The sequence below is a fragment of the Streptomyces albireticuli genome, assembly GCF_002192455.1.
Taxonomy (GTDB): domain Bacteria; phylum Actinomycetota; class Actinomycetes; order Streptomycetales; family Streptomycetaceae; genus Streptomyces; species Streptomyces albireticuli_B.
This window is the reverse complement of the sequence record NZ_CP021744.1, coordinates 6,486,945-6,510,353: the sequence shown is the minus strand read 5'-3', so window position 1 is coordinate 6,510,353 and position 23,409 is coordinate 6,486,945. Positions and strand designations below refer to the sequence as shown.

22 protein-coding genes and 1 pseudogene are annotated in these 23,409 nt (G+C 74.0%); 8 read left to right on the top strand and 15 right to left on the bottom strand.

The window, feature by feature from the left end:
* Positions 1-109 precede the first annotated feature (109 nt).
* Complete coding sequence (lnt, locus tag SMD11_RS28310; protein WP_418952488.1) at positions 110-1,675, top strand: apolipoprotein N-acyltransferase; 1,566 nt, start codon at positions 110-112, stop codon at positions 1,673-1,675.
* Here lnt and SMD11_RS28305 read toward each other — a convergent pair.
* Both SMD11_RS28305 and SMD11_RS28300 read right to left on the bottom strand, forming a co-directional pair.
* A complete protein-coding gene (locus tag SMD11_RS28305; RefSeq protein WP_087929135.1) occupies positions 1,647-2,552 on the bottom strand; it encodes a Gfo/Idh/MocA family protein in 906 nt (301 codons plus the stop codon). The two genes, lnt and SMD11_RS28305, sit on opposite strands and share 29 nt — an antisense overlap.
* Positions 2,549-3,780, bottom strand: a pseudogene (locus tag SMD11_RS28300) (FAD-dependent monooxygenase). Before SMD11_RS28300 ends, SMD11_RS28305 begins: the two are co-directional and overlap by 4 nt.
* A 77-nt stretch (positions 3,781-3,857) precedes the next feature.
* Here SMD11_RS28300 and SMD11_RS28295 point away from each other — a divergent pair.
* Together SMD11_RS28295 and SMD11_RS28290 are read left to right on the top strand one after the other, a co-directional pair.
* The gene (locus SMD11_RS28295; protein WP_107421980.1) at positions 3,858-4,487 is read left to right on the top strand and encodes a TetR/AcrR family transcriptional regulator; all 630 of its coding nucleotides are present in this window, start codon (positions 3,858-3,860) and stop codon (positions 4,485-4,487) included.
* 304 nt (positions 4,488-4,791) lie between these two features.
* Positions 4,792-5,568, top strand: coding sequence for a hypothetical protein (locus SMD11_RS28290; protein WP_159395366.1), 777 nt, complete (start codon positions 4,792-4,794; stop codon positions 5,566-5,568).
* A gap of 51 nt (positions 5,569-5,619) precedes the next feature.
* On the opposite strand, the gene SMD11_RS28285 is transcribed toward SMD11_RS28290, so the two are convergent.
* The 6 genes from SMD11_RS28285 to SMD11_RS28260 all read right to left on the bottom strand — a co-directional run bounded on the left by SMD11_RS28285 (position 5,620) and on the right by SMD11_RS28260 (position 10,111).
* Positions 5,620-6,306 carry a uracil-DNA glycosylase gene (locus tag SMD11_RS28285; protein WP_087929133.1) on the bottom strand — a complete coding sequence of 229 codons (687 nt, stop codon included), beginning with the start codon at positions 6,304-6,306 and terminating at the stop codon, positions 5,620-5,622.
* A 77-nt stretch (positions 6,307-6,383) separates the two neighbouring features.
* Positions 6,384-7,136, bottom strand: coding sequence for an SDR family oxidoreductase (locus tag SMD11_RS28280; protein WP_087929132.1), 753 nt, complete (start codon positions 7,134-7,136; stop codon positions 6,384-6,386).
* A gap of 17 nt (positions 7,137-7,153) precedes the next feature.
* Positions 7,154-7,915, bottom strand: a complete 762-nt coding sequence (gene fabG, locus SMD11_RS28275; protein WP_087929131.1) for a 3-oxoacyl-ACP reductase FabG — start codon at positions 7,913-7,915, stop codon at positions 7,154-7,156.
* Positions 7,916-8,088: 173 nt separating this feature from the next.
* Positions 8,089-8,484 (bottom strand): DUF3037 domain-containing protein, encoded by a 396-nt coding sequence (locus tag SMD11_RS28270; protein ID WP_087929130.1) that lies wholly within the window; start codon positions 8,482-8,484, stop codon positions 8,089-8,091.
* Positions 8,481-9,305, bottom strand: a complete 825-nt coding sequence (locus SMD11_RS28265) for a HipA family kinase (protein ID WP_087929129.1) — start codon at positions 9,303-9,305, stop codon at positions 8,481-8,483. The genes SMD11_RS28270 and SMD11_RS28265 overlap by 4 nt, the downstream gene beginning before the upstream one ends.
* Before the next feature lie 122 nt (positions 9,306-9,427).
* On the bottom strand, positions 9,428-10,111 hold the full coding sequence (locus SMD11_RS28260) for a cysteine hydrolase (RefSeq protein WP_087929128.1): 684 nt from the start codon (positions 10,109-10,111) through the stop codon (positions 9,428-9,430).
* A gap of 130 nt (positions 10,112-10,241) precedes the next feature.
* On the opposite strand from SMD11_RS28260, the gene SMD11_RS28255 reads away from it, so the two are divergent.
* Entirely contained in the window at positions 10,242-10,712 is a 471-nt protein-coding gene (locus SMD11_RS28255; protein WP_087929127.1) for a pyridoxamine 5'-phosphate oxidase family protein, read from the top strand.
* Between the two features lie 20 nt (positions 10,713-10,732).
* On the opposite strand, the gene SMD11_RS28250 is transcribed toward SMD11_RS28255, so the two are convergent.
* A complete protein-coding gene (locus tag SMD11_RS28250) occupies positions 10,733-11,650 on the bottom strand; it encodes a LysR family transcriptional regulator (protein WP_087929126.1) in 918 nt (305 codons plus the stop codon).
* Positions 11,651-11,724: 74 nt separating this feature from the next.
* Between SMD11_RS28250 and SMD11_RS28245 the strand changes: the two genes are divergently transcribed.
* Positions 11,725-12,720 carry a DMT family transporter gene (locus tag SMD11_RS28245; protein ID WP_087929125.1) on the top strand — a complete coding sequence of 332 codons (996 nt, stop codon included), beginning with the start codon at positions 11,725-11,727 and terminating at the stop codon, positions 12,718-12,720.
* A gap of 97 nt (positions 12,721-12,817) precedes the next feature.
* Here SMD11_RS28245 and SMD11_RS28240 read toward each other — a convergent pair whose 3' ends face one another.
* The 3 genes from SMD11_RS28240 to SMD11_RS28230 form a co-directional block, all read right to left on the bottom strand.
* The gene (locus tag SMD11_RS28240; RefSeq protein WP_087929124.1) at positions 12,818-13,831 is read right to left on the bottom strand and encodes an EamA family transporter; all 1,014 of its coding nucleotides are present in this window, start codon (positions 13,829-13,831) and stop codon (positions 12,818-12,820) included.
* A gap of 40 nt (positions 13,832-13,871) precedes the next feature.
* On the bottom strand, positions 13,872-14,462 hold the full coding sequence (locus SMD11_RS28235) for a Clp protease N-terminal domain-containing protein (RefSeq protein WP_087929123.1): 591 nt from the start codon (positions 14,460-14,462) through the stop codon (positions 13,872-13,874).
* A 211-nt stretch (positions 14,463-14,673) separates the two neighbouring features.
* A complete protein-coding gene (locus tag SMD11_RS28230) occupies positions 14,674-15,270 on the bottom strand; it encodes a PadR family transcriptional regulator (protein WP_087929122.1) in 597 nt (198 codons plus the stop codon).
* A 155-nt stretch (positions 15,271-15,425) separates the two neighbouring features.
* On the opposite strand from SMD11_RS28230, the gene SMD11_RS28225 reads away from it, so the two are divergent.
* Positions 15,426-16,241, top strand: coding sequence for a PhzF family phenazine biosynthesis protein (locus SMD11_RS28225; protein WP_087929121.1), 816 nt, complete (start codon positions 15,426-15,428; stop codon positions 16,239-16,241).
* A gap of 31 nt (positions 16,242-16,272) precedes the next feature.
* Here SMD11_RS28225 and SMD11_RS28220 read toward each other — a convergent pair whose 3' ends face one another.
* Both SMD11_RS28220 and SMD11_RS28215 read right to left on the bottom strand, forming a co-directional pair.
* Positions 16,273-17,076, bottom strand: a complete 804-nt coding sequence (locus SMD11_RS28220; protein ID WP_087930774.1) for a CPBP family intramembrane glutamic endopeptidase — start codon at positions 17,074-17,076, stop codon at positions 16,273-16,275.
* 188 nt (positions 17,077-17,264) lie between these two features.
* Entirely contained in the window at positions 17,265-18,767 is a 1,503-nt protein-coding gene (locus SMD11_RS28215; protein WP_087929120.1) for a glutamate--cysteine ligase, read from the bottom strand.
* 495 nt (positions 18,768-19,262) lie between these two features.
* On the opposite strand from SMD11_RS28215, the gene SMD11_RS28210 reads away from it, so the two are divergent.
* Both SMD11_RS28210 and SMD11_RS28205 read left to right on the top strand, forming a co-directional pair.
* The gene (locus SMD11_RS28210) at positions 19,263-19,850 is read left to right on the top strand and encodes a hypothetical protein (RefSeq protein WP_087929119.1); all 588 of its coding nucleotides are present in this window, start codon (positions 19,263-19,265) and stop codon (positions 19,848-19,850) included.
* A 304-nt stretch (positions 19,851-20,154) separates the two neighbouring features.
* Positions 20,155-20,361, top strand: coding sequence for a DUF5999 family protein (locus SMD11_RS28205; RefSeq protein ID WP_276522629.1), 207 nt, complete (start codon positions 20,155-20,157; stop codon positions 20,359-20,361).
* Between the two features lie 143 nt (positions 20,362-20,504).
* Here SMD11_RS28205 and gcvP read toward each other — a convergent pair whose 3' ends face one another.
* A complete protein-coding gene (gene gcvP, locus SMD11_RS28200; protein WP_087929117.1) occupies positions 20,505-23,396 on the bottom strand; it encodes an aminomethyl-transferring glycine dehydrogenase in 2,892 nt (963 codons plus the stop codon).
* Between the last annotated feature and the right edge of the window lie 13 nt (positions 23,397-23,409).

The window sequence follows — 23,409 nt, the reverse complement described above, 5'->3', positions numbered from 1 at the left end:
TCCGTTGTTCGAAAAACTGAGGGATGGCCGGATCCCGCTCACACCTGGCAGGGACGGATGATCGAGGATCCCCGACACTGGTGATCGTCGAGCCCGAGGGAGGCAAGGCATGGCGATGGCATCGTCGGTCCGGCGGTACGGCCCGCTCCGCGCCGGTCCCTGGCGCCGTGGCGCCCTGGCCGTGGTGGCGGGCGCGCTGCCCGCCCTGTGCTTTCCGGCGCCGGCCCTGTGGTGGCTCGCCTACGTGGCCCTCGCGCCGTGGCTGCTGCTGGTCCGCTCGGCCGCCACGGGCCGCCGGGCGGCGCTCGAAGGCTGGCTGGGCGGGGCTGGTTTCCTGCTCGCGGTGCACCATTGGCTGCTGCCGAGTCTGCATGTCTTCATTCTGGTACTCGCGGCGCTGCTGGGGTTGTTGTGGGCGCCGTGGGGACTGGTGGTGCATCGCCTGCTGGGAGGATCACCCGGCGCCGGGCGGTGCGCGGCGGCTCTCGTCGTCGTCCCCTCCGCCTGGTTGATGGTCGAACTTGTCCGATCGTGGGAGTACTTGGGTGGCCCCTGGGGGCTGTTCGGAGCGAGTCAATGGCAGGTGCCACCCGCCCTCAGACTGGCTTCCCTGGGTGGGATCTGGCTGGTTAGTTTCCTCCTCGTGGCCCTCAACACGGCCCTCGCCACGCTGATTTGTGCCCCGCGCGCACGCGCCACCGGGGCGGTGGGCGCGCTCGCGTGCGCCGCGGTCGCCGCCGGTGGGTGGCTGTGGGCCCCGCAGCCGCGGGCCGCGGGCAACGTCCGGATCGCCGTCGTCCAGCCGGGCGTGGTCTTTGGCGCGCACAGCCCGCAGCGGCGCTTCGACCGCGAGGAGGAGCTGACCCGGCAACTGGCCGGGCAACGCCCTGACCTGGTGGTCTGGGGCGAGAGCAGCGTGGGCGAGGATCTGGACCGGCGGCCCGACCTGCGGAAGCGGCTCGCCGCGCTCTCCCAGGAGACCGGCGCCGATCTGCTGGTGAACGTCGACGCCCGCCGCGCGGACCGGCCCGGGATCTTCAAGAGCTCCGTGCTGATCGGCCCCACGGGCCCCACCGGGGACCGGTACGACAAAATGCGGCTGGTGCCGTTCGGGGAGTACGTCCCGGCGCGCTCGCTGCTGGGCTGGGCCACCTCGGTGGGCAAGGCCGCGGGCGAGGACCGGCGGCGCGGCGAACGGCCGGTGGTGATGCGGCTGCCGTCCGGGCTGCGGATCGGACCGCTGGTGTGCTTCGAGTCGGCCTTTCCCGACATGAGCCGGAAGCTGGCGCGGGACGGCGCCGGGGTGCTCGTCGCCCAGTCGGCGACCTCCACCTTCCAGCACAGCTGGGCGCCGCGGCAGCACGCCTCGCTGGCGGCGCTGCGGGCCGCCGAGACCTGGCGGCCCGTGGTGCACGCGACGCTGACCGGGGTGAGCACGGTCGCCGGCCCCCGCGGGGAGACGGTGGGCGCCCCGCTGGGCACGGAGCGCAGCGCCGCCGCCGTCTACGAGGTGCCCCTCGCCCGGGGCACCAGCCCGTACGTCCGCACCGGCGACTGGGCGGTCCTCGGCTCGGTCACGGTCCTGGTCTGCTACGCCGCCGCCGCGACCGCGCGGGCGCTGCGCCGGAGGCGTTCCGGAGGAACCGTCAGGAAGCCTGCTCCAGAGCGGCGTTGACGACCCGTTCGGCGAGCTCATGGGTGCGCAGCGCGTCCTCGGCGTCCAGCACCTCGCCCGCCCGTACCGCGTCGAGGAAGACGCCGACGACCTGCTCGATACCGCGCTGACGGGCCACGGGCACCCAGTCGCCGCGGCGGCGGACGCTCGGCTGGCCCTTGTGGTCGACGATCTCGGCGAGGTTCACGACCTGCCGCTTGGTGTCCTGGCCGGAGACCTCCAGGATCTCCTCGGTGGAGCCGCTCATCCGGTTCATCGTGCCGATGGCGGTGAAGCCGTCGCCCGACAGCTGGAGCACCACGTGGTGCATCAGGCCGTCGCGGACCCGGGCCCGGACGTCGACGTGCTCGACGGGCCCGGGGGCGAGGAAGCGCAGGGTGTCGACGACGTGGATGAAGTCGTCGAAGACGAGGGTGCGCGGGTCCTCGGCGAGCCCGACCCGGTTCTTCTGCATCAGGATCAGGTCGCGCGGGTGGTCCAGGCACTGGGCGTAGCCGGGGGCGTGGCGGCGGTTGAAGCCGACGGCCAGGCTCACCCGGCGCTCCCGCGCGAGGCGGACCAGGCGCGCGCTGCCGGCCAGGTCGTAGGCGAGGGGCTTGTCCACGTAGACGGGCACGTCCGCTTCGAGGAGGCGGGTGACGATCTCGGGGTGCGCGGCGGTGGCCGCGTGGACGAAGGCCGCGTCGAGGCCGGCGGCCAGCAGCGAGTCGAGGTCGGTGTGGCGGTGCGCGTCGGGGACGCGGTAGGTGTCGGCGACGCGGTGGAGGGTCTCGGGCGTGCGGGTGTGGAGGTGGGGTTCGAGCCCCGGCTGTGTGGTGAGCACCGGCAGGTACGCCTTCTGCGCGATGTCGCCGAGCCCGATGCAGCCGACCTTCACGGAGCCTCCTTGGTACGCGTTCCCGTTTGAGCAGCATACGGGTGTGCGGGTGGGCGCCAGTCGGCCACTCCGTCGAGGCCGCGCAGGGCGAGGTGGGGCGCGAAGCGGTCCGCCGCGACGAGGGCGGCGTCGCGCAGGAGGCGGCCGGACCGGGAGGAGAGACAGGCGAGGCGGCCGACGCGGGCGGAGCGGCGGACGACCGCCGTGGTGCGGGGCAGCCGCTCGGCGGTGTAGCGCGGCAGCGCGGGCAGCGGGTCGCCGCCGTGCACCGTGGCGGCCTCGGCGGCCAGGTGGGCGAGGACGACCGCGTCCTCGACGGCCTGGCAGCCGCCCTGGCCGAGGTTCGGGGTCATGGAGTGGGCGGCGTCGCCGAGGAGGGCGACCCGGCCGTGGTGGTGGGCGGGCAGCGGGTCGGCGGCGCTGTGGACGTCGTTGCGCAGCACGGCGGCGGGGTCGGCGGCGGCGAGGAGCTCCGGCACGGGGTGGTGCCAGTCGCCGAAGAGGCGGCGCAGCTGGGCGAGTTCGCCGCCCGGGGACTGCGCGCGGGCGGGCGCGGCGGCCTGGGCGTAGGCGTAGACGCGGCCGTCGAGCAGGGGACGGTGCCCCAGAGCCGGCCGGGCCCCCAGGTCTCGTGGGCGGTGGTCCCGCCCTGCGGCGCGGCCGCCGCCGGGACGACGAAGCGCCAGGTGGTGAAGCCGGTGTAGCGCGGTGCCGGGTGGCCGGGGAAGAGCGCGGCGCGGACGGCGGAGTGGATGCCGTCGGCGCCGACGACGAGCTCGGCCTCCAGGACGCCGCCGGGGGTGGTGACGCGGGCGGGCCGGTCCGGCCCGCCGGGGTCGGCGAGTTCCCCGCGGACCCCGGTGCGCACGGCGCCCTCGGGGAGCCGGGAGGCGAGCAGGGCGATGACGTCGGCGCGGTGCGCGACGACGACGGGGCCGCCGAAGCGCCGGGCGGCGGCCGCGTTGTCCGTGCGGGAGAGCCAGTACCCGCCGGGGCGCCGCAGTCCGCCGTCCACCTGCGGGACCGACAGGGCGCGTACGGCGTCGCCCGCGCCGAAGGTGTCGAGGGCGCGCTGGGCGTTGGCCGCGAGGGCGATCCCGGCGCCCACGGGTTCGAGCGAGGCGGCGCGTTCGAGGACGGTGACGTCCCAGCCGCGGTGGTGCAGGGCGGCAGCGGCGGTGAGGCCTCCCACCCCGCCACCGATGACGACGGCTCGGAGCTCTCGCATGGACTTACCTCCGGATGACTACGCCTGTAGTTCGCCTGACGATACTACCCCTGTAGTGCGGGCGGTAGGTTGAAGGCATGTCAGTGGAGAAGGAACCCGCGCAGTACCCTGGGAAGCCGCTGGTGCGGCTGCCCGCCGGAGCCGCCCGCGGCCGGCTGATCGCCGACACCGCCCTCGACCTGCTCGCCGAGCGCGGCATGCGCGGGCTGACCCACCGGGCCGTCGACGAGGCGGCGGGCCTGCCGACCGGCTCGACGTCCAACCAGGCCCGGACCCGGCTCGCGCTGCTGGAGGCGGCGGTGCGGCGGCTCGCCGTGCGCGAGGGCGAGGTGCTGGCCCTGAAGGAACTGCCCGATCCGGCGGACGGCCCCGAAGCGCTCGCCGACGCGATCGCGCTCGCCCTGCACCGCACCCTGACCGGCCGGCGCGAACTCCTGATCGCCCGCTACGAACTGGCCCTGGAGGCCTCACGCCGGCCCGAGCTGCGAGCCATCTACGACACGGAGGGCCGCGCCTTCCGCGAGCCCCTCGTCGCGCTGCTGACGGCGGCGGGCTCGAAGGCCCCGGAGCGGCACGCGCTGTCGGTGCTGGCCTGGTGCGAGGGGTTGATGTTCTCGTGCGCGGCGGGGTCGTACCACGCGGAGGTGCCGGGGGTGGAGGGGTTGCGGGTCAGCGCGCGGGAGTTGTTGCGGGGGGTGCTGGGGTGACCTTTCCGCAGTCCCGCCCCTTCCCGCCGCATCCGATGTGCGGCTCCGCCGCGTGAGGGGCTCCGCCCCGGGCTCCGGTCCTCAAGCTCCCCCAGCTACCGCTGGGAGGTGCCCCCGGACGGGCTGAAATCAGCCCGTCCGGCGCTTGAGGACACCGCGCGTCAGCGCGGAAGGGGGCCCGGGGGCGAAGCCCCCGGTTACGGGAAGGGGCGGGGTGGGGAAAGCCCCGCCGGCAGGCGGATGATCGCACATCACCCCTCCGGGGCATTCCCAACCCCCTCCCCAGGGCAGCAGAGTTGAGCGAGTGCATCGAGTCCCCGCAGCGGCAGCCCTGACGGTGGTGGCGATGATGGCCACCACCGGCTGCGTATCCGTGTCCCCGCACACCGCCGCCCACGCCCCGGCCGGCTCGTCGCGGTGGTCGGGCTCCGGTCCCCGCACCGGCCCGGGCCCGGCCCGCGAGGCACTGGCCACGACGGGGCCGGACGGCCCGGGTGCCGGTCCCCGCACCGGGCGCGGCGGGGATCCGGACCGGCTGGGCGGCGCACCGACGTTCTGGGACCCGTCCGACCTCTCGCACCCCGGAGCCCCCCGGGACCTGGAGAGGTTCTGGAATCCGGCGGACCCTTCCGCGCCTTCCGTATTCACGGACCCCTCAAGCCCCTCAGGCCCTTCCGGCCCCTCCGGCCACGCGGATCGCCCGGCCCGCTCGGGCCCCTCCGGGCCGTCCGGCCCGGCCGGCTCCTCGGGCCCGGCCGACCGCTCCCCCGGCCGGAGCGCGCACTCCTCGTCCCCCTCGGACTCGGGCTCGGCCCCGGGCTCGTCCGGCCCCTCCCGGGACGCGGGCCCTCAGGCGGCCTCCCCGGAGCGGTCCGCACCGCGTCAGGACACCCCCGCCCCCCAGCACCACTCGGACCCGCCCGCGAGCGGCCACGCCTCCGAGCCCCGCCACGAGGCGCCCGCCCCCGCCCCGGCACCGGCCAAGGGCGGCGGCAATGTCTGCGCCATGGGCCGCGACTACGGCCGCTGGCAGCAGGGCGGCGACGCCAACCGCATCTGCGGCCAGGTGTACGGGCACTGAGCCGGGCGGGCGCCGCGGCCGTGTCCGTACACCCTCACGCGCGGACCGGGCTCAGACCGCCAGGTCCGGGATGCGCCAGTCGATCGCTTCGTGGCCCTGGGCCGCGACCGCCTCGTTGATCTGGGTGAAGGGGCGGCTGCCGAAGAACTTCTTGGCCGACAGCGGCGAGGGGTGCGCGCCCTTGACGACCGTGTGGCGCGTCTCGTCGATCAGGGGCAGCTTCTTCTGGGCGTAGTTGCCCCACAGCACGAAGACGGCCGGGTCGGGGCGGGAGGCCACGGCGCGGATGACCGCGTCGGTGAACTTCTCCCAGCCCTTGCCCTTGTGGGAGTTGGGCTCACCGCCGCGGACCGTGAGGACCGCGTTGAGCAGCAGGACGCCCTGCTCGGCCCACGGCTGGAGGTAGCCGTTGTCCGGGACGTCGTAGCCGAGCTCCTCGCGCATCTCCTTGTAGATGTTGCGCAGGGAGGGCGGGGTCTTGACGCCGGGCCGGACCGAGAAGCAGAGGCCGTGTCCCTGACCCGCCCCGTGGTAGGGGTCCTGTCCGAGGACGAGGACCTTCACCCGCTCGTACGGCGTGGCCTCCAGCGCGGCGAAGACCTCGCCGCGCGGCGGGTACACCGGAGCGTTCGCCCGCTCCTCCTCGACGAAGTCGGTGAGCTCCTTGAAATAGGGCTTCTCCAGCTCCTCGCCGAGGACTCCGCGCCAGGACTCGGGCAGCGTGTCGGTGACGGTCACGTCGACAACCTCCGGGGTTCGATCCGTTTACACCGGAGAACTTACCGGCGGCCACTGACATCGCCCGCCGCGCGGCCTCAGAAGCCCGCGTTGAGGAAGATCCCCCCGTCCACCACCAGCGTCTGCCCGGTGATCCAGGCGGCGGCGGCGGAGAGCAGGAAGGCGGCCGCTCCCCCGATGTCCTCGGGCACGCCGAGCCTGCCGAGCGGGTACGACGCCACGACCTCCGCCTCGCGCCCCTCGTAGAGGGCCGCGGCGAACTTCGTCTTCACGACGGCGGGGGCGATGGAGTTGACGCGGACGCCGGGGGCCATCTCGTGGGCGAGCTGGAGCGAGAGGTTGACCATGGCGGCCTTGCTGATGCCGTACGCGCCGACGAACGGCGACGCGCCCAGCCCGGCGACGGACGCGATGTTGACGATCGCCCCGCCGTTCTCCTTCTGCCACGCCCGCCAGGTCTGCTGGGCGAAGCCGAGCGCGGAGATCACATTGGTCTCGAAGACCTTGCGGGCGACGGCCAGGTCGAGCTCGGCGATCGGGCCGAACACGGGGTTGGTCCCGGCGTTGTTGACGAGGTAGTCGATGCGGCCGAAGGCGTCCATCGCGCGCTCCACGGCGGCGGCCTGGTGGGCCTCGTCGTGGGCCTTGCCGGGCACCCCGAGCACCCGGTCGGGGCCGAGTGCCTCGGCCGCCCGCTTCAGGCTCTCCTCGTCCCGGCCGGTGATGACGACGCGGTCGCCGCGGGCGACGAGCGCCTCGGCGATGCCGTATCCGATGCCGCGGCTGGCGCCCGTGACGAGGGCGACCTTCCCGCTGTCCGGTGCGGTCATGTCCGTTCCCCTCCCCGTCAGTTGAGCGGTCCGCCGGCCACGTACAGCACCTGACCGGAGACGAAGCCGGCCTGCTCGCCGGTGAAGAAGGCGACGGCGTTGGCGATGTCCTCGGGCTCGCCGACGCGCTGGACCGGGATCTGGCTCGCGGCGGCGGCCTTGAAGTCCTCGAAGCCCATGCCGACGCGGTCGGCGGTGGCGGCGGTCATGTCGGTGGCGATGAAGCCGGGGGCGACGGAGTTGGCGGTGACGCCGAACTTGCCGAGTTCCTTGGCGAGGGTCTTGGTGAGGCCCTGCATGCCGGCCTTGGCGGCGGCGTAGTTGGCCTGGCCCCGGTTGCCGAGGGCGGAGCTGCTGGAGAGGTTGACGATCCGGCCGAAGCCCGCGTCGACCATGTGCTTCTGGCAGGCCCGCGACATCAGGAACGCGCCCCGCAGGTGCACGCTCAGGACGGTGTCCCAGTCGTCGTCGCTCATCTTGAACAGCAGGTTGTCCCGGAGCACCCCGGCGTTGTTGACGAGGATGACGGGGGCGCCCAGCCCGTCCGCGATCCGGGCGACGGCGGCCTCGACCTGGGCCGAGTCCGAGACGTCGCAGCCGACGGCGAGGGCCGTGCCGCCCGCCGCCGTGATCTTCTCCACGGTGCCCGCGCAGGCCGCCTCGTCGAGGTCGAGGACGGCGACCGCGCGGCCCTCCCCGGCCAGGCGGACGGCGGTCGCGGCGCCGATGCCACGGGCCGCGCCCGTCACGACGGCTACGCGCTGCTCGGTGGTGGACATGCGGGGCTCTCCTCACCTCGGAGACGTCGGCGTCGACGTCGGGCTCGGCTCCAGCGGCGCCACCCCGGCCGAGCAGGTGAGCAACCGCTTAGTAGCTAGTGGATCAGACGCTAGAAGCCCCGCCACCCGCTGTCAACGCCTCGGGCCGCGCCCCCTGGCGCGGCCCGGCACCCTCACCGCACCAGCAGGTCGAGGAGGCGCTCCGGTTCGCCCTCGGGGTCCGCGGTCAGCCCGGTGTGCACCGGGCCGGGCTGGACGACCGTGGAGCGCGGCGCGATCAGCCATCGGAAGCGGCGCCCCGGGGCGTCCTCGGCGGCCTGCCCGGCCCGCTCCCCGCCGAGGCAGACGCCTTCCACGGCGCCCAGCGCGGCCCGTACGCCCGCGACGTCCGCGGTCGGGTCGAGGGCCAGCAGCCGCGCCTCGTCCAGGTGGACGCGGGCGGCCACGTAGGACTTCGCCTGGCAGTAGACGACGACCCCGGCATTGATCTGCTCACCCCGCTCCACGCGCGGGACCACGCGCAGCAGGGCGTATTCGAAGACGTCGCGTCCGTTGTGGCGCCCGGTCACTTGCCGGCCTTTCCGTCGAGCCTGACACGCACCCACTCCGGCGCCTGCGAGGGTTTGTCCTTGCTTCGTTCGCCGAGGACGACGCGGTCGCCGATGGTGGCGGCGCGCTCCAGCAGCACCTCGACATAGGCGCGGCGCAGCGCGTCCGGGCTGTCGAAGCCCGGTTCGTCCACGAGCCACTCGTCGGGCACGTCGGCGGCGACCTCGGTCAGCAGCTCCTCGGTGACCTTCGGGGCGAGGGCGGCCGCCGCGCCGGCGACGTCCGGCGCGAAGGAGGCCAGGACGTGGTCGGAGGCGTCGTAGGCCTTGCCGGCCGCGGCGGTGGCGGACGGCCAGTTGTGGTGCCAGATCATCGTCGCGCCGTGGTCGATGAGCCACAGCTGTCCGTGCCACACCAGGAGATTGGGGTTGCGCCAGGACCGGTCGACGTTGTTGATCAGCGCGTCGAACCAGACGACCCGGCCGGCCTCGGCCGCGTCGGTCTCGAAGGCCAGGGGGTCGAAGCCGAGCGCGCCGGGCAGGAAGTCCATGGCGAGGTTGAGCCCGCCGCTGGCCTTGAGGAGCCCCTGCACCTCCTGGTCCGGCTCGCCGCGGCCGATGACCGGGTCGAGCTGGATCTTGGCGAGGTCCGGGACGCGCAGGCCCAGGGCCCGGCCGAGCTGTCCGCAGATGACCTCGGCGACGAGGGTCTTGCGGCCCTGCCCGGCGCCGGTGAACTTCATGACGTACGTGCCGAGATCGTCGGCCTCGACGATGCCGGGGAGCGAGCCACCCTCACGCAAGGGCGTGACATACCGGGTGGCGGTGACTTCGGGGAGCATTGCCCCAGGCTACTGCGGTGGGCCGGGGCCCCCGGCACCGGGCGCGGCGGGGTGGGCGCGGCCGTCCGGGTGGAGCGGCCGCCCGGCCGGGTCGCGGGCCCGGCCGTGCGGGTGTCGCGGGTTCAGCGGGCCCGGCGCGGGCGCCGCCAGTCGCGCAGCACGGCCTCGGCCGTGGTGATGGTGGCGACGAGGGCGAGGGTGTGGCGGATCATCGCCTCGGTGTATTCGGCGGGCACCCCGGCGATGGCGTCGGCGGGGACGACGGCCGTGTAGCCGAGGTTCACGGCGTCGAAGACGGCGTTGGGGACAGCCACGTTGGCGGAGACCCCGGTGACGACGAGCGTGCGGCAGCCGAGGTTGCGCAGCAGGGCGTCCAGGCCGGTGCCGGCGAGCGGCGAGAGGCCGTGCAGCCGCCGGACGACCAGGTCCGCGTCGGCGACCGGGACGGGCTCGGCGACCCGGACGGCCTTGGTGCCGGCCAGTTGCCGCACGGGCAGCCGCTCGGCGGCGCGGAAGAGGCGGGCGTTGCGGCCGGTGCCACGGCCGTCGGGGCGGCGCTCGGCGAGGGCGTGCACGACCTGGACCCCGGCGGCGTGCGCGCCGGCGACCAGCCGCGCCACGTTGACCAGGGCGCCGGAGGTGCGCGCGGCGGCGGCGAGTTCGGGCAGGGCGCTGTCGGTGCCGACGACGCCCTCCTGGCACTCGACGGTGAGCAGGACGGTGGTGGCGGGGTCGGGCGGCTCGGCGCGCGGGTCGGTGTACGAGGTGAGGAGGGGGTCGGCGAACGGGTCGGGTGGCGGGGGCATGGCTCCCTCGTCCGGGGCGCGGGGTCGGTGCTCGGCCGCGTGAGGCTAGCGGGGATTGCGCGGCGCCGGAAGAGGCCCCATTCTTTCTGACTACCAGTCAGATGCACGGGGACCACCGGGAGGTGCGGAGATGGCCGCCACCCAGCGGCGGGGCCGCCGGATCATGCTGACCCCGGCCGAGCTCGACGCCTTCCTCGCGGAGCGGCGCACCTGCCGGGTGGCGACGGTCGGCCGGGACGGCCGGCCGCACGCCGGGGCCCTGTGGTTCGTCTGGGACGGCCGGTCCCTGTGGCTCTACTCTCTCGTGCGCAGCCGGCGCTGGGCCGACCTGCGCGGCGACGCGCGGATCGCGGTGGTGGTCGACGACGGGCGGGAGTACGGGGAGCTGCGCGGCGCGGAGCTGTCCGGCACGGCCGAGTTCGTCGGCGAGGCGCCGCGCACCGGTGAGCCGTGCGCGGAGCTCGACGCCCCGGAGGCGCTGTTCGCGGCCAAGTACTTCGGCCTGGCCGCGATGCCGCACGACGGCCGCCACGCCTGGCTGCGCCTGACGCCGGGGACGACCGTCTCCTGGGACTTCCGCAAAATGGCGGGGCAGGGGTAGGCCCGTACCGCTCGGGCCGCTCAGGCCTCCGCGGGCTCGCCGGAGATCCGGGCGCCCGCCGCGCGCAGCACGTCCACCGCCGCGCGGATCGACGGGCGGCGGTCGGCGTCCGCGCGCCAGATCGCGTAGACGTGGCGGCGCATCGTGTGCCGCACGGGCACCACGCGCACCCCCTCCGGCACCGGGCCCCGCCCCAGTCGGGGCGCGACCGCGACCCCCAGCCCGGCGGCGATCAGCGCGAGCTGGGTGTGGTGTTCCTCGGCCATGTGGGAGATACGGGGCTCTATGCCCTTGCCGCGCAGCGTGAGCATCAGCCAGTCGTGGCAGAACTCGCCGCGCGGCCAGGAGACCCATTCGTCGTCGGCGAACTCCTCCAGGTCCACCTCCGCGCGGTCGGCGAGCGGGTGGTCCGCGGGCATCGCCACGTCGGCGGGGTCGTCGAGGATCGGGGCCTTGGCGAGGCCGTCCGGCATGGGCAGCGGCTTGTTGTACCAGTCGAGGACGACGGCGAGGTCGATGTCACCGCGCACCACGCGCGGCACGGCCTCGTCCGGCTCCATCTCCTCCAGCCGGGCGCGCAGCTGGGGGTGCGCGGTGCGCAGCTCGGCGAGCGCGGTGGGGAAGAGGCCGCGGGCGGCGGTGGGGAAGGCGCCGAGCAGCAGCTCGCCGACGGCCTGGCCGCGCTGCGCCTCCAGGTCGGCCTGGGCCAGCTCGACCTGGGAGAGGATCCGGGAGGCGTGGTCGGCGAGCAGCCGTCCGGCGTCGGTGAGGCGCACGCCCCGGCCCTGCTTCGCCAGCAGCTGCTGGCCGGTCTCCCGCTCCAGCTTGGCGAGCTGCTGGGAGACGGCGGAGGTCGTCACATGGAGCCCGTCGGCGGCGGCGCTGACGGAGCCATGGCGGGCGACGGCGTTGAGGGTCCGCAGGCGGTCCAGGTTCATATAAGCGATGCTACGCGATGAACACTACAATTATTTGCTTGTTCTAATGGGTTTTGATCGTCATTGTGGTGCCCATGAGCACCACGAGCCCCGCCGTCACCCCTGCCGGAAGAACCTCCGCCGGCACCCCGCCGTCCGCACAGCCCGCCGGCCCTCCGCCGGCCCCGCGGAAGGGGTCCGGCGTCGACTGGCGGATCCGGTTCGGCGCGCTCGCCCTCATCTGGGGATGCAGCTTCCTCTTCATCAAGCTCGGCACCGACGGCTTCGCGCCGCTGTACGTCTCGCTCGGCCGCATGGTCTTCGGCACGGCGGTGCTGCTCGCGGTGGTCGCCGTCAAGCGCGAGCGGCTCCCGTCCGGCCTGCGGGTCTGGGGCCACCTGGCCGTCGCGGCCTTCCTGCTCAACTCCCTGCCCTTCACCCTCTTCGCCTACGCCGAGCTGCGCGTCTCCTCCACGCTCGCCGGCATCTGCAACGCGACGACCCCGCTGTGGGGCATGGCGCTCTCGCTGGTCGCGCTCTCGGAGGACCGGCCGACCCGGCGCCGCGTCGCCGGGCTCGGCATCGGCTTCCTCGGCGTCCTCACGGTGCTCGGCGCCTGGCAGGGCTTCTCCGGCCAGGACCCGGCGGGCACGCTGATGGCGCTGGTCGCCTCGGCGAGCTACGCGGTCGGCTGGATCTACGTCCGGCGCAACCTCTCCTCGACCGGCGGCTCCCACCTGGCCACGTCCGGGAGCCAGCTGCTCGTCGGCACGGTCCAGCTCGCCGTCGTCGCCCCGCTGTTCAGCCCGCTGCCGGTCTCCTTCCCGGCCGTGCCGCTGCTGGCGGTCCTCGCCCTGGGCGCGCTCGGCACCGGATTCGCCTTCCTCGTGCAGTACGGGCTGGTCGCCGAGGTCGGGCCGACGACCGCGACCCTGACGACGTACTTCATCCCGGTCGTCGCGACCGTGGCCGGAGTGGCCCTGCTCGGCGAGGAGCTCACCTGGAACACCCCGGTCGGCGCCGTGATCGTCCTCGCGGGCGCGGCGCTCACGCAGAGCAGGCCGAAGGCGGACGGCGCGGAGAAGGCGTAACGCCCCGACCAGGACGGGCCGGTCACGGAAGCGTCCGTGACCGGCCCGTCCTGGTGCCGATGGGGGGCGTACGGAAGCCGGGAGCGCTCCCGGAGCCCTACGCCCGAGGTGATCCGGCCGGCAGTTCCTCCCCGGCGGGCGCGGCCGCGCCGCCGTCCCGCGGCCCGGACCCGTCGACGGGGCCCTCGGCGGGTGCCTTCGGCGTCGAGGACTGGGCGATGAAGGCGCCCAGCAGCACCACGGCACCCCCGACGAGCTGCGGCGCCGAGAGCGTCTCGCCGAGCAGCACCCAGGCGAGCACCGTCGCGACGACGGCCTCCAGGCAGGCGACGACACCCGCGACCTGCGGCGAGAGCCGGCGCACGGAGAGGACGCCGGTGACGTAGGCGGCCACCGTGGCGATCAGCACGATCCAGCCGAGCAGCAGGGCGGCGGGCAGCCGGGTGCCGTCCATCTCGGCGCTCCCCGCGAGCACGGACCAGTCCATGCCCCACGGCCGGGAGACGGCGGTGAGGACGAGGGCGCCGATCAGCAGCCCGTAGGCGATGACGCCGACCGGGTCCGCGGGCTCGTCGCCGTCGCTGCCGTGGTCCGCGAGGACGAAGTAGCCCACCTGGCAGCAGGCGGCGCCGAGGGCCAGCAGCAGGCCGACGGCGTCGAAGCTCAGCCCCGACCACACCTCCACGACGCAGGCGAGGCCGCCGACGGCGAGGACGACGCCCACGGCCGCGGCCCGGCTCACCGGGCGCCGCTGGACGAACCGCACCCAGCCGAGCACCAGGGCGGGGGCGAGGTACTCCACCAGCAGGGCCACGCCGACGGGTATCCGGGATATCGAGGCGAAGTAGCAGGCCTGTACACCCGCGACGGCCAGCAGGCCGAAGCCCGCGAGGAGTCCGGGGCGCCGGGTCACCAGCGCGCGGTGCCGCCAGGCGACGGGCAACATGACCAGGGCGGCCCCGGCCACCCTCAGCCAGACGACGTGGAGCGGGTCCAGACCCGCCAGGATCAGCGGCTTGGCCGCGACACCGGACCCGCCGAACGCCAGCGCGGACACCAGGGCCAGGCCCAGTCCCACGCTCCTCCCCCGGGAAACATCAGACGCGTGCATCGGAGCATCATGTCAGCCGATGACAGGACCGTCACCCTTTTCACTCATGGCAGTTCTCGCGCGGGGGCGTGACCGCCTTTCCCGGGGAGACACGGCCGCCGCCGGGCTCGCTCCCGCGGCCGTGCGCGGCATCGAGCGAGGCGGCCAGCAGCCCGGGGTCGACGCCGGCCCGGCGCAGCACCTCGGCGGCCCGGCAGTCGGGGTCCCGGGCGAGCGCGGCGAGCAGGTCCACGCCCGCGACCCGGTCGGCTCCCCGCGCCCGGGCGCGGGTGTACGCACCCTCCAGCGCCGCCCCGGCGGGCGGCGACCAGCCGGGCGCCCGGCTGTCGGGAAGGGCCGACAGGGCCCCGGAGTCCTCGGCCGTGCCGCTCCAGCGCAGCCCGTAGCCGATGGTGCGCTGGACGAGATAGCCCAGCAGCCGTACGACCCGGCCCGTGCCGCCGTCGAGGACCAGGCGCGCCTCGGCGTCGGCCTCCAGGAGGGTGTGCAGCAGGTGCGCGGTGTCGATCTGCCGGTCGCCGTCGCGGACGGCGCGCCTGCGGGCGCCCGCTACCACCGAGGCCAGCTCGGCGCTGAGCCGGTCCTCACAGGCGGTGCCGGCCGGTCCGATGTCACGTGTACGGCTTTGCACCTTCCCACCCCATCAGTCACACACCGGCCCGGTCATCCCCGGCGGGAAGCATTCGCGCCTCCGACGACAGTTGGGCACGCACGGCTCCGCCCTCATCCTTGAGGAGGATGAGGGCGGATTTGTCTCAGGGGCGCCGGCGCTCCGGAGAGCCGGCGCCCACGGGCCCGGCCCGTCGGCCAGGCCCGTGTCGGGGCCGTGCCGGGGCCGTCGGTCAGCCCTCGTCGGCCAGGATCAGGTACAGCTTCTTGCGCGAGTCGTTGATGACGTCGAGCGCCTTCTGCCGCTGCTCCTTGCTGCCCGTCTTCCAGACCTGCCCGAAGGCCTCCAGCAGCTTGAACCCGGCCTGCCGGACCTCCTGGGCGCCTTCCCAGTCGGCTCCCCGGCCGACCTCCTCCCAGGGGGTGGCGGAGCCGGCGTCGGCCTCGGCGCGCCCGGCGCCGGTGAGGGTGAACAGCTTCTTGCCACCCTCGCTCGCGCTCTCGATCAGGCCCTCGTCCTCCAGCATCTGGAGCGTGGGGTAGACCGAGCCCGGGCTGGGCTTCCAGGCCCCGCCACTGCGCTCGGCGATCTCCTGGATCATCTCGTAACCGTGCATCGGACGGTCCTTCAGCAGGGCCAGGATCGACGCGCGGACGTCACCGCGCCGCGCCCGGCCGCCCGGACCGCCGCGCCCCCGGCCCCGGGGGCCGCCGAAGGGCGGTCCGCCGAAGCCCGGCCCGAACGGGCCGAAGGCCGCGCGGCGCCCCTCGAAGTCGCCCGGCCCACGGCGGCCGTGGTGCTCATGTCCCTGTGCGTGTGTACGCCACATGGCGTTTCCCCTCTCGATCGGTATCGCAGAACTCCTTTGATCAGTCGCGATGCATCAACGATATATCGGTAACGCTCGTTCGGCAACGCTTTGCGGGCCAACTCCCGAAGATTGGCTCTGGCCTGCGGCTTCACCCGCTCCGGTACGGTCCGGGCATGCGGATTCGAATCGTCGACGCGTTCACCGACCGGCCCTTCGCCGGCAACCAGGCCGGGGTCCAGCTCCTCGACACCGAGGAATTCCCCGACGACACCCGGCTCCAGCGGATCGCCGCCGAGCTCAACCTCTCCGAGACGGCGTTCGCCCACCGGCTCCCGGCCGGCGGCGAGGCGGACTGGGCCCTGCGGTGGTTCACGCCCACCACCGAGGTCGACATGTGCGGCCACGCCACGCTCGCCACCGCGCACGTCCTGCACACCACGGGCACCGCCACCGGCACCGTCCGCTTCGCCGCGCGCTGCGGGATCCTCACCGCGACCGCCCATCAGGACGGCTCCGTCACGCTGGACTTCCCCACCTCGGAGCTCGTCCCGGCCGCCGTCCCCGACGGGGTGGCCGACGCGCTCGGCGCCGAGCCCCTCGGCGCGTACGACACGAGCGCGCACGTCGGCGACCTGCTGATCGAGCTCGCCGACGAAAAGGCCGTGCACGCCCTGGACCCGGACATCCCGGCCCTCGCCCGGCACTCCCGGCGCGGCATCATCGCCACCGCCGCGGCCGAGGACCCCGCGAACGGCTACGACTACCTCTCGCGCTGCTTCTTCCCCAACGTCGGGATCGACGAGGACCCGGTGACCGGCAGCGCGCACACCGCGCTGGCCCCCTTCTGGTCCGCCCGGCTGGGCCGCGACGACCTGACGGGGCTCCAGGCATCCGCCCGCGGCGGGCTCGTCCGCACGTCCCTGCGCGGCGACCGTACGCTGCTCACCGGCCGGGCGGTCACCGTCATCGAGGGCGACCTGCTCGTCTGACGCGCGGGGGCCGGGCCGCGGGCCTCCTCCGTCAGGCGGTGGGCAGCCAGCCCACCTTGCCCGCGAGCAGCGCGTACCCGACGAAGGCGACGATGTCGATCAGGGCGTGCGCGGCGACCAGCGGCCCGACCCGCCCCCACCGCCGGTAGAGCAGCACGAACACCACGCCCATCGCCATGTTCCCGAGCAGCCCGCCGACCCCCTGGTACAGGTGGTACGAGCCGCGCAGCCCGGCGCTCGCCGCCAGGGCCGCGACCGGGGTCCAGCCCAGCTGCCCCAGCCTGCGCAGCAGGTAGCCGACGACCACGACCTCCTCCAGGAGCGCGTTCTGCACGGCGGAGGCGATCAGCACCGGCAGCTTCCACCAGACGTCGGGCAGCGACTCCGGCACCACCGTGAGGTTGAGACCGGCCGCGCGCGCCCCGAGGTAGAAGAACAGCCCGGTGCCGCCGATCGCCGCCGCGAGGCCCGTCCCCCGGGAGAGGTCGAAGCCGGGGCGCGACCGGTCGAGGCCGAGCGTCCGCAGCCCGCCGCGGGCCGGGTCCTCCCGCAGCAGCAGGTGCGCCACGAGCAGGACGGGCACCAGCGCGGTCGCGATGCCGAAGAGCTGCCAGGAGAGGTCCAGCCACGGCCGGCCGGGGGCGTGCGAGGCGTTGAGCCGCGCCGCCTGGTCCTTGAGCCCGCCCGGCCGGGTGAGCGCGCCCACAAAGCTGATCAGCGCCGACACCGCGCTGGCCCCCAGCGACAGCGCCAGGACGAGCAGTGTCTCTGAGCGCAGCAGACGCCGCCGGGACGCCTCGCCGGACGGCGGCCCGGCGGGCGCCTCCGCCAGGATGCCGCCCTCGTCCCGCGCGTTCCGCCGCACAACCGCCTCCACTTCGCGTGCCCGGCCCGCCCGGGAGGCCGGGCCGTCGTCACAGCTTGCCCGACGGCCACGCGGCGGTGCGGCAGGGGGCGGCCCGTGCCGCTCGGCACCGAGCCCGGTCGGCCCGTGCCGGCCCGTGCCGGTCAGTACAGGCCGGGTCAGTCCGCGATCCCCGGCGGCCAGGTGTGCACGGGCTCCCCCGTCCGCATCAGCTCGCAGTAGCGGCGGGTGGTCGCGGCGAGCGCCTTGTCCCGGTCCAGGCCCTGCTCCAGCGCCCGGTGGTAGGTGTCGACCTGCCAGGAGGCGCCGTTCACCCGGCGCCGGCAGCGCTCCTCGACGACCCCGAGGTAGCGGTCGCGGTCGGCCGGCTCCACGCCCCAGGCGTCGAGCCCGGCGGCGGCCAGCGGCAGCAGTTCCTCCTGTACGAGCCGGACGGCGGGCATCCGGGTCAGCCCGCCGGCCCGGCCGGGCTTCGGCCAGCGCAGCCACGCGTCGATGCCGTGGCGGCACGCGGTGTCGAAGTTGTCCGCGGCGACGCCGAACGGCATCCGCGTCCAGACCGGCCGGGGCTCCTCCGCGAGCGCCCGCACCACCCCGTAGTAGAAGGCGGTGTTGGCCATGACGTCGGTGATGGTGGGGCCGGCCGGCAGCACGCGGTTCTCCACCCGGAGGTGCGGGACGCCGTCGGCGACCGCGTAGACCGGCCGGTTCCAGCGGTAGATCGTGCCGTTGTGGAGGGTGAGTTCGTAGAGCTCGGGCACGCCGCCCTCGGCCAGCACCCGCACCGGGTCCTCGTCGTCCGAGAGGGGCAGCAGCGGCGGGAAGTAGCGGAGGTTCTCCTCGAACAGGTCATAGGCCGAGTCGATCCAGCGCTCGCCGAACCAGGTGCGCGGGCGCACCCCCTGTGCCTTGAGCTCGGGCGGGCGGGTGTCGGTGGACTGGACGAACAGCGGCGGCCGGGACTCGCGCCACAGCTCCCGGCCGAAGAGGAAGGGCGAGTTGGCACCGACGGCGATCTGCGCGGCCGCGACGGCCTGCGCGGCGTTCCACACGGCCGCGAAGCGCCTCGGCGTGACCTGGAGGTGCAACTGCACGGAGGTGCAGGCGGCCTCGGGGGCGATGGAGGCGGCGGTGCAGTTCAGCCGCTCCACGCCCTCGATCTCGATGGTGAAGTGCTCGCCGCGCGCGGCGAGCACCTGCTCGTTGAGCATCGCGTAGCGGTCGGCCTCGGAAAGGTTCGCGGAGACCAGATGGCTGTCCCGGAGGGTCGGCAGAATACCGATCATCACGATGCCGGAATCGACCTCCATCGCTTTGCGGTCGGCATACGACAATCCCGTTCGCAACTCCTCGGCGAGCTGGTCGAGCACCCGGCCGGACAGCCTGTGCGGAACAATGTTCACCTCAAGGTTGAAGCGGCCGAGCTCGGTCTGGAAATCCCCACTGGCGATACGTTTCAGCACTTCGGCGTTCACCATGCTCGGCATACCGTCGGGCCCCGCGAGATTCAGCTCGATCTCCAGGCCCACGAGATTCCGGGGCCGGTCGAACCGCTTCTCCGCCAGCAGCCTCGCCAACACGTCCAGGCACTGCCGGAGCTTGTCCCGGTGGCGCTGCCGGTCGGGGAGCACGAACCTGTCGGCCACGACCTTCTCACCCATCGCGGCGTCCTTCCTGGCACGGGTCACCCGGGGCGCCGGCCGCCCGGGTCACGGTCGATGATGCCCAGCCATTGTGATCGATAACGCCCCGCCGGGCCCGTCTACCCGGTAGGCTCGGCAGTACGCACGCGTTGGCACATTCCGTAGGCAAGGCACAAAACTCCGTATTTCCGCACGGCGCTGGTGATAAACACCGACGAGATCCGGCCTACCCTGCCCGGGATGTCATACGAGGTGACGCGCGCGGACCCGGCACAGAATCACCGAAATCCCCCTGGACAGGGCCTGGATTTCCTCTTGCGGGAAATACGCACGACGGCTAGGCGAAACACCATGTGAACATGTGTCGTATAAACTTCGTTGACGAGGCAGAGAGCAGGCGCCCCGGCCCCGGTTAGTCGGAACGGTCCCCGGCCCCCCTCTGACCCCGCACGCTGACAGCGTCGTCCGCACCTGCCCAGCACAACGTGTCTCCGAAGTGAGAGGCGACCCACCATGCCGCTGCATGTCCCCCCTGCCCCCGCGCCTGCCCTGCTCAGCGTCGTCACCGCCCTTGGCTCCCCCACCGCCGTGCGCGAGGCCCGCACCCCTTCCCTGAAGTCCGCGCAGGGGCCCCTGACGCCCGAACTCCCCTTGCCCGTCCACCTCCTGGAGCGGGACACCCACCGCGGCGGCACCCCGCGCACCCGGCTCACCGGCTGGCGCTTCCTCATCCGCGGCGGCGAGCGGGCGGTGGCCGCGGCCGACACGGCACCGACGGCGGACGGCTGGGCGTTCTCCCACTTCTTCGAAGGCCCCTACCTCGCCTCGACCGAGCGGGCGCTGCGCCAGGCCGAGGCCCTGACGACGCCTTACCAGCCCCGGCTGCTGTCCGTGCCGGAGCTCTACATGCTCACGCTCTGGCTGCACGGCGACATCACGGCCGACGCCGCGTCCGGGCTGCCGGCCCCCGGCGACCTGCTGGTGCCGCTCGCCCCGGCGCCGCCGGGCATCGCCGCCCACCGGCCGCACCGCTTCGGCGAGCTGCTGCCCGTCATCTCCCTGCGGCTGACGCCACCACCACTGCTGAAGACGCCCGCCTGACGCGGGCCCGACGCGCGAGAGCCCCGCGGCCGGGCACCATGCCGCGGGGCGTACACCTGTGCTCACCCTCGCGGACTAGCCCGTGCCGGCCATGCCGGACCACCCGAAGTGGCGGTGCGGGCGGGGGCAACCGCCCGCACGGGTGACGCGTCCTCATCGAGTGAGGAGCGCTGCCGGGAAATCCCTGCGGAATCACGCCCGTGGGGCAACACTGGTATCGACCAACCGATTCGCCTACGGGGGCGGCATGACCACCGCATCGAGCCGCAGGACAGCCACCACATCAGAGCGAAAGATCCCTTCCATGTGCCAGCACCAGCCCGCGTGTCCCACCGCCGACTCCACCGACCGGGAGGCCGCCCATCTCGTGGCGCACCACCCGGAGCAGGGCTGGAGCCTGCTGTGCAACGGCGTCCTCTGCTTCGAGGACACCGGTGAGCTGCTGCCGGACGGCCGCATCATCGCACCGCACCGGCCGTTGGACGCGGATCACGTGGTGACCGCTGCCTGATATCGGCATCCACGCAACACGGCACGACGGCACAGCACCACACGCGAGAACAGCACCACGCACATGATGGGGCCGGCCCGGCGCACTCGCCGAACCGGCCCCGACCCGGGTCCTGACCCGGGCCGTCGGACCTCGCGGGTCCCTCAGCCCTCGTACTCCTCCATGGGCGGGCAGGAGCAGACGAGGTTGCGGTCACCGTAGGCACCGTCCACGCGGCGCACCGGCGGCCAGTACTTGTCGGCGGACACCCCGGCCGGGAAGGCGGCCTCCTCGCGGGTGTACGGGTGCTCCCACGCACCGGTCACCGAAGCGGCGGTGTGCGGGGCGTTCCGCAGCGGGTTGTCGTCCTTGGCCCACTCCCCCGAGCCGACCTTCTCGATCTCGGCACGGATCGCGATCATCGCCTCGCAGAAGCGGTCCAGCTCGGTGAGGTCCTCGCTCTCCGTCGGCTCGATCATGAGCGTCCCGGCCACCGGGAAGGACATGGTGGGCGCGTGGAAGCCGTAGTCGATGAGGCGCTTGGCGACGTCGTCCACCGTCACACCGGTCGCCTTGGTCAGCGGCCGGAGGTCGACGATGCACTCGTGCGCGACCAGGCCGTTGGGGCCGGTGTAGAGCACGGGGTAGTGCGGCTCCAGGCGCTTGGCGATGTAGTTGGCGCCGAGCACCGCGACCTGGGTGGCGCGCTTGAGGCCCTCGCCGCCCATCAGCCGGACGTACGCCCAGGAGATCGGCAGGATGCCCGCGGAGCCCCACGGGGCGGCGGAGATCGGGCCCACGCCCGTCGCCGGGCCGGCGGTGGGCTGGAGCGGGTGGTTGGGCAGGTACGGCGCCAGGTGGGCGCGGACGCCGACCGGGCCGACGCCCGGACCGCCGCCGCCGTGCGGGATGCAGAAGGTCTTGTGCAGGTTCAGGTGCGAGACGTCGCCGCCGAACTTGCCCGGCTTGGCCACGCCCACCAGCGCGTTGAGGTTCGCGCCGTCCACGTACACCTGGCCGCCGGCCTCGTGCACGGCCGCGCAGATGTCGGCGACGTGCTCCTCGAAGACGCCGTGCGTGGACGGGTAGGTGATCATCAGCACGGCGAGCTCGTCGCGGTGCTTCTCGATCTTGGCGTGCAGGTCCTCGGCGTCCACCTCGCCGTCGTCCGCCGTCTTGACGACGACGACCTTCATGCCGGCCATCACGGCGCTGGCGGCGTTGGTGCCGTGCGCGGAGGACGGGATCAGACAGACGGTGCGCTGCTCGTCACCGTTGGCGCGGTGGTAGGCGCGGACGGCCAGCAGGCCCGCGAGCTCGCCCTGCGAGCCGGCGTTCGGCTGGATCGAGACCTTGTCGTAGCCGGTGACCTCGGCGAGCCTCTCCTCCAGCTCGGTGATGAGCGTGAGGTAGCCCCCGGCCTGCTCGACCGGCGCGAAGGGGTGCAGCGCGCCGAACTCCGGCCAGGTGACCGGCTCCATCTCGGTGGTGGCGTTGAGCTTCATGGTGCAGGAGCCGAGCGGGATCATGCCCCGGTCCAGGGCGTAGTCCCGGTCGGCGAGGCGGCGCAGGTAGCGCAGCAGCGCGGTCTCGGAGCGGTGCTGGTGGAAGACCGGGTGCGTGAGGTACTCGTCGGTGCGCAGGAGGCCCTCGGGGAGCGCGTCGGCCACCGAGGCGTCGAGCGCGTCGAGGGACTCGATGTCCGCGGCCACCCCGAACGCGGCCCAGACCGCCGCCACCTGGGCGCGGGCGGTGGTCTCGTCGCAGGCGATGCCGACCTGGTCCGCGTCCACGAGGCGGAGGTTGACCCCGTGCTCGCGGGCCGCCGCCACGACCTCGGCCGCCTTGCCGGGGACGCGGGCGGTCAGGGTGTCGAAGTACGCGCCGTGCACGATCTCGACGCCGCCGGCCCGCAGCCCCTCGGCGAGCAGCGTGGCGTAGCGGTGGGTGCGGCGGGCGATCGCGGCGAGGCCCTCCGGGCCGTGGTAGACGGCGTACATGCCGGCCATCACGGCGAGCAGCACCTGCGCGGTGCAGATGTTGCTGGTGGCCTTCTCGCGGCGGATGTGCTGCTCGCGCGTCTGAAGGGCCAGGCGGTAGGCCTTGTTGCCGTCCGCGTCGACGGACACGCCGACGAGGCGGCCGGGCAGGCTGCGCGCGAACTGCTCGCGCACGGCCATGAATCCGGCGTGCGGGCCGCCGAAGCCCATGGGCACGCCGAAGCGCTGGGTGGTGCCGACGGCGATGTCCGCGCCGAGCTCGCCGGGCGAGGTGAGCAGGGTGAGGGCGAGCAGGTCGGCGGCGACGGTGACGATCGCGCCGAGCTCGTGGGCGCGCTCGATGACCGGGCGGAGGTCGCGCACGGCGCCGGAGGCACCGGGGTACTGGAGCAGGACGCCGAAGACGCCGCGCTCGGCGATCTCCTCGGGGATGCCCCCGCTGAGGTCGGCGACGACGACCTCGACCCCGGTGGGCTCGGCGCGGGTCTCGATCACGGCGACGGTCTGCGGCAGGGTGTCGGCGTCGACCAGGAAGACGCCCTGCTTGACCTTGCCGACCCGGCGGGAGAGCGCCATGGCCTCGGCGGCGGCGGTGCCCTCGTCGAGCAGGGAGGCGCCGGAGGTGGGCAGGCCGCTGAGCTCGGCGACGACGGTCTGGAAGTTCAGCAGGGCTTCGAGCCGGCCCTGGGAGATCTCCGGCTGGTACGGCGTGTAGGCCGTGTACCAGGCGGGGTTCTCCATGACGTTGCGCAGGATCACCGGCGGGGTGAACGTGCCGTGGTAGCCGAGGCCGATCATCGGGGCGAGGACCTGGTTGCGGTCGGCCAGCGTGCGCAGCTCGGCCAGCACCTCGGCCTCGGTGCGGGCGGCGGGCAGGGCCAGCGCCTCGGCACTCTTGATCACGTCCGGCACGGCGGCGGCGGTGAGTTCGTCGAGCGAGCCGAAGCCGACCTGGGCGAGCATCTTGGCCTGGGCCCCGGCGTCGGGCCCTATGTGGCGCTGCTCGAAGGGTGTACCCCGCTCCAGGTCGGAAAGGGAGATGCGGTGGGCTGTCATCTGCGGAGGCCTC